This window comes from Flavobacterium sp. (genome assembly GCF_044338735.1).
Classification (GTDB): domain Bacteria; phylum Bacteroidota; class Bacteroidia; order Flavobacteriales; family Flavobacteriaceae; genus Flavobacterium.
On record NZ_JBIIWV010000041.1, the window covers coordinates 1 to 15,661 of the forward strand.

Sequence of the window (15,661 nt, forward strand, 5' to 3'; positions counted from 1 at the left end):
CAAAGTTTTCTAATTCAGCATCCGTAGGACGAATGAACATGTTTTTTACAAAATGTGCTTGCCAAGCCACTTCCATAATAAAACGAACTTTTAAACGGGTATCTTCATTTGCGCCACAAAACGCATCCACTACATATAGTTTTTTTCCAGAAAGTTGTTGAACTGTATTCTCTTTTAAAGCATTCCAAGTGGTTTGAGAAATGGGCTTGTTATCATTAGCTGCTTTATCAGAATTCCACCAAACCGAGTTTTCGGTTACAGCATCTTTTACAATATATTTATCTTTTGGAGACCTCCCGGTAAATTCTCCTGTCATAACATTTACAGCCCCAAGTTCCGATAATTGTCCTTTTTCATAACCTTTTAAAGTAGGGCTTAACTCTTCATTATATAAAAAATCGTAGGATGGATTGTAGATTATTTCAGTTACATTATTGATTCCATATTTTTCTAACGCAATCGATTTCGTAATTTTGGCATTCGTATCCATAAAAAGTATGTTATGTTGTGTTTTAAATAAAGTGCAAAATTATAAATTTAATTTTAGATAGCGTTTTAAATATTTGTTTTTTTACTTAAAACTGAGTAAAATAGATAGCTCCAAGCCGCGATCAACAATACTCCCCCTAGAGGTGTTATGGGCCCCAACCATTTTGTTTTTAAATGAGTTAATCCATTTGTGGCTAATAAATATATGGATCCTGAAAAAAGTAAGACTCCTGAAAGTGTGAGCCAAAAAATAACAAAGCGCTCTTTCTCGTTTAACAAAGTGAACGCTCCTATGAATAACAAAAATAAGGCATGATACATTTGGTACCGAACCCCAACTTCAAAAGATTGCAATTGAGCCTCTGTTAGGGTTTTCTTTAATGCATGAGCTCCAAAAGCCCCTAAAATTATTGCTGTAAGACCCAAAAATATAGCGGTTAAAATTATTTTTTTATCCATTATTCTAAATTTTACACCAAAGATACTAAAAGTTAATGGCTTAAATTCTCATATTAATGTGAAAAAAACTTTTATAAATATAACATTTTACTATCTTCGTGTTATATTTTTATTATATTATCAGATGAGACATATATTAGTTATTGGAGCAGGTCGATCGGCATCATCCCTCATAAAATATCTATTAGACCATTCAGAAAAGGAGCAACTTCATATTACCATTGGTGACTTATCTAAAGAATTGGCAGAACAAAAAACAACCAATCATAAAAACGCAACTGCTATTGCATTTGATGTTCACAATGAAGAACAACGTAAAATAGAAATTCAAAAAGCCAACATCGTAATTTCAATGTTGCCGGCTCATCTTCATATAGAAGTGGCAAAAGATTGTCTTACATACAAAAAACACATGGTAACGGCTTCCTATATTAGCCCCGCCATGCAAGAATTAGACGAAATTGCAAAAGCGAACCAATTGATTTTCATGAACGAAATTGGTTTAGATCCAGGAATAGATCACATGAGTGCCATGAAAATAATGGACGAAATTAGAGCTAAAGGCGGAAAAATTATTTTGTTTGAATCGTTTTGTGGCGGATTAGTTGCCCCTGAAAGCGATACTAATTTGTGGAATTATAAATTTACTTGGAATCCAAGAAATGTCGTTTTAGCGGGTCAAGGTGGAGCGGCAAAATTCATTCAAGAAGGCACTTATAAATACATTCCTTATCATAAATTATTTAGAAGAACCGAATTTTTGGAAGTAGAAGGATTTGGACGATTTGAAGCCTACGCTAATAGAGATTCCTTAAAATACAGAGAAGTTTATGGTTTACAAAATGCAGAAACCTGTTATCGTGGAACCATAAGAAGAGTAGGTTTTTCAAAAGCTTGGGATGTTTTTGTGCAATTAGGAATGACAGATGACACCTATATTATTGATGATTCTGAAAACATGAGTAACCGAGATTTTGTGAATTTATTTTTGCCTTATCATCCAACGGACTCTGTGGAAATTAAATTCAGACATCAATTAAAAATTGACCAAGACGATGTAATTTGGGACAAACTTATGGAGTTAGATTTATTTAGTAAATCGGTAGTCCCTGGTTTAAAAAACGCGACACCAGCTCAAATGTTGGAAAAAATACTGTCTTATAAATGGACTTTACAATCAGAAGATAAAGATATGATTGTGATGTATCATAAAATTGGTTACGAAATAAATGGTGAGCAAAAACAAATAGATGCTACAATGGTTTGTTTAGGAGACGATCAAACGTATACCGCGATGGCAAAAACAGTAGGGTTGCCCGTAGCCATTGCAGCTTTGAAAATATTAAATGGAGAAATACAAAAAACAGGTGTGCAATTGCCTATTGCTAAAGAAGTGTATCTGCCTATTTTAGCGGAATTAGAAAAGTATGGCGTAGTTTTTTATGAATTTGATGTGCCCTACTTTGGTTACGATTATTATAATTAAATAAAAAAATCCAAATTCCGAAATTGTTTCGAAATTTGGATTTACTATTTTGAAATTTGAAGAATTAATCTCTGGAACCTAAAATTTGAAGTGCCCAATACAATAAAGATGCTAATGCGCCTAACGCAGCAACAACATAAGTTCTTGCAGCCCATTTTAATGAATCTTCAGCTCCAGCATATTCTTCTTGACTTAACATATTTTTATTTTTTAACCAAGCTAATGCTCTGTTACTGGCATCATATTCTACAGGAAGCGTAATAAAACTGAAAGTAGTTGCAATGGCCATTAAAACCAAACCCGCCACAGCTACATAGAAACCAATTCCAGATTTTGATGCAAATCCTAAAATTAATCCTCCCATAATTAACCATTGCGACATGCTTGATGAAACATTCACCATGGGCACCATTTTAGAACGCATGGTTAGCCATTCATAAGCTTGTGCGTGTTGTACCGCGTGACCCACTTCGTGAGCAGCAACGGCAGCAGCGGCAGCATTTCGTTGATTATAAACTGCTTCTGATAGATTCACTGTTTTATTTACTGGATTGTAGTGATCTGTTAATTGTCCCGGCGTAGAAATAACTTGAACGCCTCTAATACCGTGATCAGCAAGCATTTTTTCTGCAATTTCAGCACCACTCATGCCATTACGAAGGGTTACTTTTGAATAGAAAGCGAACTTTCTTTTCAATTTATTACTTACTAACCAACTTGCGAGGGCAATTGCACCGATTATTATATAATATGTCCACATATCTTTATTATTTAAAATTTAAAATTAATAAAATATTATCAAAATACAAGCCAAATTTAAAAAATGACAATTTGACATTGTTAATTAAAGCACAAAATTTACCCAACCAAATTAATAATTTTGCCTGGAACAATAATCACTTTATTTGGTGTTCTGCCTTGTAATTGCGCTTGTGTACGTTCATCTGCCATTACGATTTCTTCAATTTGAGCGGCTGTTAAGTCTAATGGTAACTTAATCGTAAATCGCATTTTTCCATTGAATGAAACCGGATATTCTTTTTCAGATTCAACCAAATATTTTTCTTCAAATTTTGGAAAAGCAACTGTTGAAATCGAGCCTTCGTGACCTAATGCACTCCATAATTCTTCTGCTATATGTGGTGCGTATGGCGAAACTAAAATAGCTAATGGCTCTAATATAGCACGATGATTGCATTTTAATTGTTGCAATTCGTTCACGCAAATCATAAATTGAGAAACCGAAGTGTTGAAGGAGAAATTCTCAATGTCTTCCGTAACTTTTTTGATGGTTTTATGTAACGATTTGTACATTTCTGCCGTAGGTTCATCGCTTACAATAACCGAACCATTGTCATCAAAATACAAACGCCATAATTTTTTCAAGAAACCAGAAACACCGGTAATTCCTGCTGTATTCCAAGGTTTAGATTGCTCTAAAGGCCCTAAAAACATTTCGTATAAACGCAGTGTATCGGCTCCGTATTCATTACAAATGTCATCTGGCGAAACCACATTGTATTTTGATTTCGACATTTTTTCGACTTCGCGACCAACAATGTATTTTCCGTTTTCTAAAACAAATTCTGCATTGGCATAATCAATATATAAGGGATGTACTTTGAATTTTTCGATGTCTAATTCGTTCGTAATATCATTAATACAAGATAAATCAACGTGGATTGGAATTGCTTCAAATAAAATTATTTCTTTATTTATATCTTGTATTTCTCTATATACATCATTTTCTTTTAACCAATTTTTGACTTTAGTCGAAAGCTCATCGAATAAAGGAATATCGTTTTTTAAATAATTATCTTTAAATAAATTTTTAGACACCAAAACATTTAAATATAATTTGTCCATTTCAACACGATAATTACTATTGTAATTTATGCCAATTGATGCTGTTCGAGGCTTTAACCTATAAACAAAAGCACTCATCCCCAAAATCATTCCCTGATTGATCAGTTTTTTGAAGGGTTCTTCGGTAGGTGCATAGCCTCTGTCTTTTAAGAATTTATTCCAAAAACGAGAGTACAATAAATGTCCCGTAGCGTGCTCGCTTCCGCCTATGTATAAATCTACGCTTTCCCAATATTTTAAGGCGTCTTCGCTCGCAAATTCGTTTTCATTTTGCGCATCCATATAACGCATCCAATACCAAGAAGAACCTGCCCAACCTGGCATCGTGTTCAATTCTAAAGGATACACTCCATTATGAGATGCTGAATCAAGTTCAGCATGACAAAGTGTGTTTGAAACCACTGCACACTGAATACTATCCCACGCCCAAACGGTTGCATTTCCTAAAGGCGGTTGCCCATCTTCGGTTGGTAAGTACTTTTCTACTTCTGGTAATACAATTGGTAAGTGTTTTTTGTCAATCATTTGTGGTAAACCATTCACATAATATACTGGAAAAGGTTCGCCCCAATAACGTTGGCGAGAGAAAACGGCATCGCGTAAACGGTAATTTACTTTGGCATTTCCTGCGCCTATTTCTTCTAAAGCTTCGATGGCTTTTTTCGTTCCGTTTTTGTAATCTAATCCGTTTAAGAAATCAGAATTTACCAATTCGAAACCGCCTTTTTCACCATAAGCCGCTTCTGAAATATCTTGGTTGAAAATATTTTTTATTTCTGGCATTCCGTACGTTCCTTTGAAGAAATTCGCGAAAGCATAATCACGCTCATCGCCACAAGGTACTGCCATAACCGCACCTGTTCCGTAACCCGCTAAAACGTAATCGCCAATCCAAACTGGAATAGGTTCATTGGTAAACGGATGTTCGGCATATGCACCTGTAAATACTCCTGAAATGGTTTTTACATCGGCCATTCTTTCTCTTTCTGAACGTTTTGCAGTCGCTTCTACATAGGCTTCCACCGCTGCTTTTTGTTCTGGAGTGGTAATTTGTGCTACCAATTCGTGTTCTGGAGCTAATGTCATAAAGGTCACACCGAAGATGGTGTCAGGGCGAGTGGTGAAGACTTCGATAAACTTCTCTCCAAAAAACCTCACCCCCAGCCCCTCTCCGGAGGAGAGGGGAGCCGAGTCGCTTGAGGATTCTCTTTTTATAAGTTCCGTTTTAATTTTGGATAAAACATTACCTAGATTACTTTCTACTTCTTGATTTGTGAAACGGATTACTTTGTAAAAATATTTTTGCTCTAGTAATAAAGTACGTTCATCATCTTTTTCTTTCTGTTCAATATCGTCATGATATTCGCCGTCAACTTCTACTATTAGTTTTTTATCAAGGCAAACAAAATCAACTATAAAGTTTCCAATATAATGTTGTCTTCTAATTTTATAGCCTAAATTAGAATTTCTTAATTCTTGCCACAAAATATTTTCTGCAACTGTTTTTTCTTTGCGATTATTGCGAGCTAAAATAACTAATTCTTTTGCATATAATGGATTTGCGGTTTTATAACCTTGTTCAGTTTTCAAGCTCCCATCTCCTTTGGAGAGGGGTTGGGGGTGAGGTAATATGTTAAATCTCACACTCGCTCCAACTGATTTTCCAATCCAATTTCGTTGTGATTCTTTGATAGATTCACTCCAATCGATATCGTTTAAACCTTGTAATAAGCGTTCCGCGTAAGCAGAAATTCGCATACTCCATTGGGTCATTTTCTTACGAACAACTGGATGTCCACCACGTTCTGAAACGCCGTTTACAATTTCGTCATTCGCTAAAACGGTTCCTAAAGCCGCGCACCAATTGACTTCGGTTTCGGCTAAATAAGTTAATCTGTATTGTAATAAGATTTTTTGTTGTTGTTCTGATGAAAAAGCGTTCCATTCGACTGCAGAAAACGAAGTAATGTTATCATCGCAAACGGCATTAACTTGCGTGTTTCCATTTTTCTCAAATTCTCGCATTAAGGTGCAAATACTTTCCGCTTTATCGGATGTTTTATTGTACCAAGATTCGAATAATTGAATGAAAATCCATTGAGTATGCTTGTAATAGTCTGCATTTGAAGTACGAACTTCACGACTCCAATCAAACGAAAATCCAATTTTATCCAATTGATTTCTATATCCTTGAATTACATTTCCTGATTTATCTACACCACCTTCAATATTCATTCGAGTCGTATCGGCAGGATGTTGTCCTGTTTGAATGGCATATTGTTCTGCAGGTAAACCAAAGGAATCGTACCCTTGCGGATGCAATACATTAAAGCCTTGATGTCTTTTATAACGTGCTACAATATCAGAAGCAATATACCCCAGCGGATGCCCCACGTGCAATCCAGCTCCCGATGGATAAGGGAACATATCTAATACATAGTATTTAGGTTTATCCGAAGTGTTACTTGCTGCAAAAGTTTGGTTTTTTGCCCAATATTGTTGCCATTTGGCTTCGATTTTTTCGTGGAAATATTTCATTCTTCGCTCTTATTGTTTTTTAATGGTCTCATGCTTTCGCAAGCTCAAGTCATTTGTTCTAGGTTTCATGTTTCAGGTTAAAAGTGATTAAGTCATATAAAACTTGAAACAAAAATTCGATTGCAAATTTACGTTTTAAATCTTAAAGTTGAAAGTGATTAAATTTTAGATCATTATTCGAACTTCATTCAAATATATCAGTAACTTTTTAGAAAAATAGTATTTCTGTTTGAAAAGTAATTTGATTATTCTCTACTTTTGTGAAACTAAATCTCATAAAAATGAAAGTAGCCGTAGTGGGTGCTACCGGAATGGTAGGCGAAATAATGCTTGAAGTATTAGCAGAACGTAATTTTCCAGTAACCGAATTAATTCCGGTTGCTTCAGAAAAATCGGTTGGAAAAACAATTGAATGGAAAGGCAAAACCTTTACCGTTGTTGGTTTACAAACTGCTGTAGATCTTAAACCTGAAATTGCCTTATTTTCAGCTGGTGGCGAAACTTCTTTAGAGTGGGCTCCAAAATTTGCTGCAGCCGGAACCACTGTAATTGATAATTCTTCGGCATGGCGAATGGACAAAACCAAGAAACTTGTTGTTCCAGAGATTAATGCTTCGATATTAACAAAAGACGATAAAATTATTGCCAATCCAAACTGTTCAACCATTCAAATGGTAATGGCTTTGGCGCCTTTGCATACTAAATATGACATTAAACGTATTGTAGTTTCCACCTATCAATCCATAACAGGAACAGGAGTAAAAGCAGTACAACAATTGGAAAATGAATACGCAGGAATTCAAGGTGATATGGCTTATAAATACCCCATTCACAGAAATGCCATTCCCCAATGCGATAGTTTTGAAGAGAACGGTTACACTAAAGAAGAAATGAAATTAGTGCAAGAAACGCAAAAAATATTAAACGATAAAACCATTGCCGTTACAGCGACCGCTATTAGAATTCCTGTCGTTGGCGGACATAGTGAAGCCGTGAATATTGAATTTGAAAATGATTTTGATGTGAACGAAATCCGTCAAATTTTACACAATACGCCTGGCGTAACAGTTCAAGACAATTTAGACACGTATACCTATCCTATGCCTATTTATGCACAAGGAAAAGATGATGTGTTTGTGGGAAGAATCCGAAGAGATGAAAGCCAACCAAACACCATTAATATGTGGATTGTTTCCGATAACTTAAGAAAAGGAGCGGCTACAAATACGATTCAAATTGCAGAATACTTGGTTGCGAATAATCTAGTATAGTTTTCTATACTGTCATTTCGACGCAGGAGAAATCACATTAATTGATCACTTTATGTGATTTCTCCCTTTGGTCGAAATGACAAAATGTAATTCAGAATAACCACGAACTACCGAATTAAGTCCATCAAAACTTAAAAAATCGTTAATTCGTGGTTTGAATTTTTGCTTTACTCTAAAAGCAGTATCTTTACCATTGTGAAAAAGAAATTATTATATATAAACATTAGCTTGATGCTTGCCGTTTTATTTGCGGTATGCTATCAATCAGTGCATGCTTTTTCGCACGAACACACTACCAAAACAGAATGTTGTGATGACGCACATCATTTGACTTTTAAATCTTCTGAAAAAACGATTACCGAAAGCGAAGATTGTCCGGTTTGTGATTTCAAATTTGCGGCTTTCCTTTCGCCAGAAGTAATCCATTATGACTTTATTCCTTCGTTTTACGAAATTCCATACCAATTTAACAGCAATGAATCATGTATTACTGCTGATGGAAATTCGTTTTATCTAAGAGGACCACCAGTTTTTATTTCATAACTACAATAGCTTTATTTTATGGGGCTCATATTGTTTTGCATCAGCTTGATGTGAAACAAATTTTTGTATTATTTATCAAATAAAAACTTAAAAAATGAAACAGCAATTCAATATACTCTTGCTATTATTTTCAATAGCGGGCTTTTCTCAATTTAAAATTAGCGGATACGTAACTAATAGCAACCAGCAAAAATTATCGGGTGTTATCGTTCACGTTTTAGAAAACAATACTGAAACAACAACCGATGAAAACGGGTATTTTCAGTTAGCATCAGTTCCTAAAGGAACAACTGAAGTTATTTTTCAACGAACAGGGTTTCAAACAAAAAAAGAAGTCATAAAAACCAATGGCGATGACATTATTTTAAATGTAATGCTTTTAGAAAAAGAGATCCATTTAGAAGAAGTAATTATTTCTACTTTATATAATAAAATACAATCGCAAAATGTAATGAAAGTAGAACATGCTTCGGTAAAAACATTGAAAGAAAACGGAGCCACTTCGCTAATTGAGGGTATTGCAACCATCCCAGGAGTTTCGCAGATTTCGACAGGAAATTCCATTGGTAAGCCTGTGATTCGAGGGTTGAGCGGTAACCGTGTTTTAGTTTATTCACAAGGAGTTCGCATGGAAAATCAGCAGTTTGGAGAAGAACATGGTTTGGGTTTAAATGCTGCCGGAATTGAAAGCGTTGAAGTAATTAAAGGGCCCGCGTCGTTATTATATGGTTCAGATGCTCTGGGCGGTGTAGTTTATTTTAATTCGGAAAAATATGCCCCGTATAAAGAAAAATCAGCCGATTTTGAACAAAGCTATTTTACGAATACACAAGGAACTTCTACTACGTTTGGCGTTAAAGCCAGTCCGTCAAATTTCAAATTTTTACTTCGAGGAAATTACACTTCACATGCCGATTATGAAGTTCCGAATGGAGATCGAATAATCAATACGCGTTTCATTGAAAAAGATTTTAAATCGGGAATTGGGTATTCAAATTCAAAAATAGCAACCGATTTTAGATACAATTACAACAACTTAAATTTGGGTTTACCCGAAGAAGATATAGAAAATTCAGGTTTCCGAAATCCGCTTTTCCCAAAACAAGAAATAGCGAATCATTTGTTGAGTTTGAACCAAAAAGTATATTTTAAAAATTCGAAAATTGAAGCCGATTTTGGCTATTCGTTAAACGACCGAAAAGAATTGGAAGCGCCAGATGAAATTGCGTTATCCATGAAGTTAAAAACTGCCAGTTATACTGTAAAATATTTTGTTCCAAAAATAAATCGTTGGGAAACCATTATTGGAATTCAAGGAATGGATCAAACGAATACAAATTTTGGGGAAGAATTACTTATTCCTGATGCAAAAGTTACCGATTTTGGCGCATTTGCAACCACAAATTACAGTTGGAATTCCAATGTTTTACAAGCCGGAATTCGTTACGACAATAGAAAAATCAACACTTCAACTCACGGAACTGAAGGCGAAGAAGGCTATTTTGAAGCCATCAATAAACAATTCAATAGTTTTAATGCCTCATTAGGATACAAAACAAATCTGTCAAGCTCCATTTCAACCCGAATTAACATTGCTTCTGGATTTAGAGCTCCGAATTTATCTGAACTAACCTCAAACGGAGTTCATGAAGGTAGTAATCGTTATGAAATAGGTAATACTGAATTGAAAAATGAGCAAAACTTTCAAGTAGATATTAACTTAGAATACAAAAGCGAACACTTGGAGTGGTTTGCAAACGGTTTTTACAATTCCGTTTCAAATTACATTTTCATAACTCCTTCTGGTACCGAAATTAATGGAAATGCCGTATACAATTACGTGCAAAACAACAGCTATTTATTTGGTGGAGAAGCTGGAATTCACTTTCATCCACATCCTTTTGATTGGTTGCATTTTACCAGCAGTTTTGAAAGTGTAACCGGAATTCAAGGAACTAATAATTTACCTTTAATTCCTGCCAACCAATGGAAAAACAATATAAGAGCAGAGCTGAATTCGAACCAATGGATTAAAAACAATTATGTTTCATGCTTTTTAAATTATAACTTCAAACAAGATAATGTAAGCGAATTTGAAACGTCAACTCCTGACTATTTATTGATCAATTTATCCCTTGGCGGAACAATCACCATTGGTAAAAAAGTTGTTCAGTTAAATCTTACGGGAACAAATCTGTTGAACAAAACTTATGTCAATCACTTATCGCGCTTAAAAGCAGACGGCATTAATAATATGGGTAGAAATATTATGTTGCGTTTAAATTTTGATTTATAATTAACATTTTCATTCCGTTCAATTGAATATCTTTGTTATTCATCAATAATTTTTTTATGAAAAAAACAATAACCCTAACCGCTATTGTTTGTACACTTGTTATGAACGCACAAACAAAAATTACTTATCCTGAAAGCAAAAAAATCGACCACATTGACACTTATTTTGGCGAAAAAATAAATGATCCCTATCGTTGGTTAGAAGACGACCGCAGTGCAGAAACGGAAGCTTGGGTAAAAGCTCAAAATGTAGTAACCTATGATTATTTAGCTCAAATTCCATACCGAAATCAACTAAAAACGAGAATGGAGCAATTGTGGAATTACGAAAAAATTTCGGCGCCATTTAAAGAAGGTGATTATACGTATTATTATAAAAACAACGGACTTCAAAACCAATCGGTGTTGTTTCGAAAAGATAAAAATGGAAAAGAAGAACTCTTTTTAGATCCTAATACTTTTTCTAAAGACGGAACAACCTCATTAGGCGGAATTAATTTTAGTAAAGATGGAAGTTTAGTAGCTTATTCTATTTCTGAAGGCGGAAGTGATTGGCGTAAAGTGATTGTTTTGGATGCTAAAACTAAGAAAATTATAGGCGACACCATTGTGGATGTAAAGTTTAGTGGTGTGTCTTGGTACAAAAACGAAGGCTTTTACTATTCAAGTTACGACAAACCTGAAGGAAGCGAATTATCGGCAAAAACCGACCAACATAAATTGTATTACCACAAATTAAACACTTCGCAAAAAACAGATAAATTAATTTATGGTGGCGATGTAAAAAGAAGGTATGTTGGTGGTGGTGTTTCTGAAGATGAAAACTACCTGTTTATTTCGGCTGCAAATTCAACCTCTGGAAACGAATTGTATTACTTAGATTTATCTAAACCAAATAGTAAAATCGTAACATTGATTGATAATTACGAAAACGACAATGATGTTTTAGACAACAAAGGATCGAAAATTTATTTGGTAACCAATTATAAAGCGCCAAACAAACGCGTGGTGACTTTTGATATAGCAAATCCTGCTAAAGAAAATTGGAAAGATTGCATCGCAGAAAATAAAAATGTATTGTCTCCTAACACTGGAAGTGGTTATATTTTTGCAAGTTATATGAAAGACGCTGTTTCGTTCATCAAACAATATGATTACAACGGAAAATTAGTTAGAGATATTGAATTACCAGGTGTTGGAACGGCTGGAGGCTTTGGTGGAAAAGAAAAAGAAACTACATTATATTTTTCGTTTACGAATTATGTAACACCAAATACCATTTATACATTTGATCCAAAAACGGGTAAATCTGAAATATATCAACAACCTAAAGTCGATTTCAATTCATCAAATTACGAATCGAAACAAGTGTTTTACACTTCTAAAGATGGTACAAAAGTTCCGATGATTATTACTTATAAAAAAGGAACGGTATTGAACGGAAAAAACCCAACCATTTTATATGGTTATGGTGGATTTAATATAAGTTTAACTCCTGCATTTAGTATTTCAAATGCAGTTTGGTTAGAAAATGGAGGAATTTACGCTGTAGCGAATTTACGCGGAGGTGGCGAATATGGTAAAGAATGGCATGATGCCGGAACCCAATTTAAAAAACAAAACGTATTTGATGATTTCATAGCTGCAGCCGATTATTTAATCAAAGAAAACTATACTTCATCTGATTATTTAGCTATAAAAGGCGGTTCTAATGGTGGATTATTAGTAGGTGCTGTAATGACGCAACGTCCTGATTTAATTAAAGTTGCATTACCAGCAGTTGGTGTTTTAGATATGTTACGTTATCATACATTTACCGCTGGTGCTGGTTGGGCTTACGACTATGGAACAGCTGACCAAAGTGCCGAAATGTTTGAATACATTAAAGGGTATTCGCCTGTACATAATGTAAAAGCGGGAACAAAATATCCTGCTACTTTAGTTACTACTGGCGATCACGATGACCGAGTAGTGCCAGCACATAGTTTCAAGTTTGCAGCCGAGTTACAAGCGAAACAATCTGGAGACAATCCGGTTTTAATTCGTATTGAAGTAAACGCAGGCCATGGTGCTGGAAAATCAGTAGCAGCAACCATTCAAGAAAATGTAGATATGCAAGTATTTACCTTGTACAATATGGGAATTAAAAACTTAAAGTAATTCATTCCAAAATTCAACTAAAAAAAACCGTTTCAATAATGAAACGGTTTTTTTAGTTATTCAAAGTAAATTTTCTAATGATATAGTTAAATATTTTGTAACCCAATACACGACTTAAAATTCGCATAATATTAGCATCAAACCCAATGGTATATCTTCTGAAATGAATTCTGTTTTTTTTAATAAATTTGTTTTAATAATCCAGTTTAATCATAGGAATATAGCGTGAAATTTTTGCTTTTCTTCGGTTTATGTATGATGAGGAATTGGAGGCTTTATATTTTCTCGGATTGGGTAAAATTGCCGCTATACCAGCAGCTTCATATCGGGTTAAACTAGCAGCATCTTTTCGATACCAATGTTTTGCAGCTGCTTCGGCACCATAAACACCATCGCCCATTTCAATGCTGTTTAAATATACTTCCATGATGCGTTTTTTACCCCAAACCAACTCGATCAAAACAGTATAATATGCTTCGAGGGCTTTGCGCACATAACTTCTGCCTTGCCATAAAAACACATTTTTTGCCGTTTGTTGCGAAATAGTGCTTCCGCCTTTTATTTTTCTACCTTTTTGATTGCTTTTAAACGCTTTTTTCATGGCTTCAAAATCAAATCCCCAATGGTCTAGAAAACGTCCGTCCTCACTGGCAATAACAGCTTTTTGAAGATTCAAGGAAATTTCGTCAATAGGCACCCATTCATGGCTACAAGTCATTTCTTTTCCTTCTTTTTTGTGTTCCATAGCACGAAGACCCATTAATGGTGTAAACGGCACTGGCACAAACTTGAACAACAAAACTATTAAAAAGTTAATTCCGTTGAACCACAAAAAGGCCAACCATAAAAAGCGTTTTATTTTTTGACCGGTAGTTCGTTTTACTGCGGGTTTTGATGTTCTATTTGGTGTTGGTTTTTTTGCCATATTTTAAATTAAATCTACTACTTCTTGACCTATTATACTTCCTATTGCAACACCCATGCCGCCCATTCTCACCCCACAATAAACATGATTTGACAATTGTTCAACAATAGGTTTTTTATGCACTCCTATGCCCATGGTGCCACTCCATCGGTGGTCAATTTCAAAATGTGTTTGTGGTAAAATTACATTTTTTAATAATTCCTCCAAACGATTTTGAATCAATTCTGTCGTATCGTGTGAAGTAGTAGTTTCGCCTTCAAAATCTAAATTTCTTCCGCCACCCAATAAAATTCTATCGTTGATGTTTCTAAAATAATAATATCCTTCATCTAAATGAAAAGTTCCTTTTAGATCTAAATTCGGAATTGGTTTTGTAATCAATACTTGTGCCCTTGCAGGTTGCACTTGGTTATTAGTCAATTGTGATGCAAAACCGTTTGAAGTGAAAACCAATTTGTTTGTCTTAAAAGCAAAACCATTAGTTACTACTTCAACACCGTCGTTCAATTCTTGATGATGGGTTACGGTCTGATTGTTCAAAATTAAAATATCGTTTTGATGCGCTTTTTTGAGTAGCGCCTGCATCATGTTACCCGTATCAATTTGGGCTTCAAACGGATTGAAAATTAAATGTTCAAATATTCCTCCAAATTGAAAACGATCCATTTGCTTTAGAAATACTTCCGCTTTAAAAAGAGGTTTCAAAAATTCGTTAATAAAAGGGATTTTCTGCAAACATTCATTATAAAACGATTCGTCTTCTTTTAAAAACAGCTCATAACCACAGTAGGGTTTTAAATCTAGAGCAGCATCGCCTAAGTTTTTCCGTAATAATTGCAATCCTGAATATCTTTTTTGAATTAATTGAATGACTTCTTCTTCAGTATGGGATTTTAAATCGTGAATGATTTCAGAAATGCTGCCAAAACAAGCAAAACCAGCGTTTTTTGTACTCGCACCTTGAGGCAAAACACCTTTTTCTAAGATTATAATTTTAGAAGTCGGAAATTTTTCACGCAATGCTAGAGCCGCATGCAAACCAACAATGCCGCTACCTACGATAGTAAAATCGACATTGGTAAACCAATTTTTTATCTCCCAATAACTGAGTTGCATACCTTATAATACTTTAAAAAGTAAATGTACTAAAATGTTTTTTATTGCAAGGGCTTTCTTTTTTTGTATAAAACTTTCGGGTTGATTTATTTCTGAAAAAAATTTAAACGCTCAAGGGAAATAAAAAAATAGTTACTTTAAAGTACTTATAAATTAAAAAAAATACTTATAATTTGTAAATTTATAATATTTTTGTATTTTTGACATCAAAAATTTCCAATATTATAAGAGAGAATAATGTTCGTGAAAGGTTTATTTGATTAAACGGATAGCATCGAAACCGCAAACAATGCCTAAAATCGACTCAATATTGGGTAAATAATTATAAATTTAAAAAAATGAAAAGAACATTTAAAGTTATGACAATTGCCTTTGCAATGTCAATCATGCTAACATCTTGTTTTTCTTATACAAGTGTTGTTGGAAAAGGAGCTCAAGGTAGTACTAAAGTTACAAAATGGAATCATTATGTAATTGGTGGATTAGCACCAGTTGGAGTTTCTGATTCAAAAA

At 34.4% G+C, this 15,661-nt stretch carries 11 protein-coding genes; 5 read left to right on the top strand and 6 right to left on the bottom strand.

The features are described from left to right. Window positions 1-490, bottom strand: a 490-nt coding sequence (locus tag ACIQZC_RS04375; protein WP_396138023.1) for a phosphoenolpyruvate carboxykinase (ATP), incomplete at its 3' end; no start/stop codon positions are given. Window positions 491-555: 65 nt separating this feature from the next. After that, complete coding sequence (locus tag ACIQZC_RS04380) at window positions 556-948, bottom strand: DUF423 domain-containing protein (RefSeq protein ID WP_396138024.1); 393 nt, start codon at window positions 946-948, stop codon at window positions 556-558. 124 nt (window positions 949-1,072) lie between these two features. Here ACIQZC_RS04380 and ACIQZC_RS04385 point away from each other — a divergent pair, with 124 nt between their 5' ends. Further along, window positions 1,073-2,434 carry a saccharopine dehydrogenase family protein gene (locus ACIQZC_RS04385; protein WP_396138025.1) on the top strand — a complete coding sequence of 454 codons (1,362 nt, stop codon included), beginning with the start codon at window positions 1,073-1,075 and terminating at the stop codon, window positions 2,432-2,434. Between the two features lie 64 nt (window positions 2,435-2,498). Here ACIQZC_RS04385 and ACIQZC_RS04390 read toward each other — a convergent pair whose 3' ends face one another. Together ACIQZC_RS04390 and ACIQZC_RS04395 are read right to left on the bottom strand one after the other, a co-directional pair. Beyond that, window positions 2,499-3,194 carry a zinc metallopeptidase gene (locus ACIQZC_RS04390; RefSeq protein ID WP_396138026.1) on the bottom strand — a complete coding sequence of 232 codons (696 nt, stop codon included), beginning with the start codon at window positions 3,192-3,194 and terminating at the stop codon, window positions 2,499-2,501. 98 nt (window positions 3,195-3,292) lie between these two features. Next, complete coding sequence (locus ACIQZC_RS04395; protein ID WP_396138027.1) at window positions 3,293-6,838, bottom strand: class I tRNA ligase family protein; 3,546 nt, start codon at window positions 6,836-6,838, stop codon at window positions 3,293-3,295. A 281-nt stretch (window positions 6,839-7,119) separates the two neighbouring features. On the opposite strand from ACIQZC_RS04395, the gene ACIQZC_RS04400 reads away from it, so the two are divergent. The 4 genes from ACIQZC_RS04400 to ACIQZC_RS04415 all read left to right on the top strand — a co-directional run bounded on the left by ACIQZC_RS04400 (window position 7,120) and on the right by ACIQZC_RS04415 (window position 13,107). Beyond that, window positions 7,120-8,109: an aspartate-semialdehyde dehydrogenase gene (locus ACIQZC_RS04400; protein WP_396138028.1), complete on the top strand. Its 990-nt coding sequence runs from the start codon at window positions 7,120-7,122 to the stop codon at window positions 8,107-8,109. 231 nt (window positions 8,110-8,340) lie between these two features. Next, the gene (locus tag ACIQZC_RS04405; protein WP_396138029.1) at window positions 8,341-8,652 is read left to right on the top strand and encodes a hypothetical protein; all 312 of its coding nucleotides are present in this window, start codon (window positions 8,341-8,343) and stop codon (window positions 8,650-8,652) included. Between the two features lie 94 nt (window positions 8,653-8,746). Next, window positions 8,747-10,948, top strand: a complete 2,202-nt coding sequence (locus ACIQZC_RS04410; RefSeq protein ID WP_396138030.1) for a TonB-dependent receptor domain-containing protein — start codon at window positions 8,747-8,749, stop codon at window positions 10,946-10,948. 56 nt (window positions 10,949-11,004) lie between these two features. Continuing rightward, window positions 11,005-13,107 (top strand): prolyl oligopeptidase family protein, encoded by a 2,103-nt coding sequence (locus tag ACIQZC_RS04415; RefSeq protein WP_396138031.1) that lies wholly within the window; start codon window positions 11,005-11,007, stop codon window positions 13,105-13,107. Between the two features lie 193 nt (window positions 13,108-13,300). Here ACIQZC_RS04415 and mtgA read toward each other — a convergent pair whose 3' ends face one another. Together mtgA and ACIQZC_RS04425 are read right to left on the bottom strand one after the other, a co-directional pair. Continuing rightward, window positions 13,301-14,032 (bottom strand): monofunctional biosynthetic peptidoglycan transglycosylase, encoded by a 732-nt coding sequence (mtgA, locus tag ACIQZC_RS04420; protein WP_396138032.1) that lies wholly within the window; start codon window positions 14,030-14,032, stop codon window positions 13,301-13,303. A 3-nt stretch (window positions 14,033-14,035) separates the two neighbouring features. Continuing rightward, complete coding sequence (locus ACIQZC_RS04425) at window positions 14,036-15,148, bottom strand: NAD(P)/FAD-dependent oxidoreductase (protein WP_396138033.1); 1,113 nt, start codon at window positions 15,146-15,148, stop codon at window positions 14,036-14,038. Window positions 15,149-15,661 lie beyond the last annotated feature (513 nt).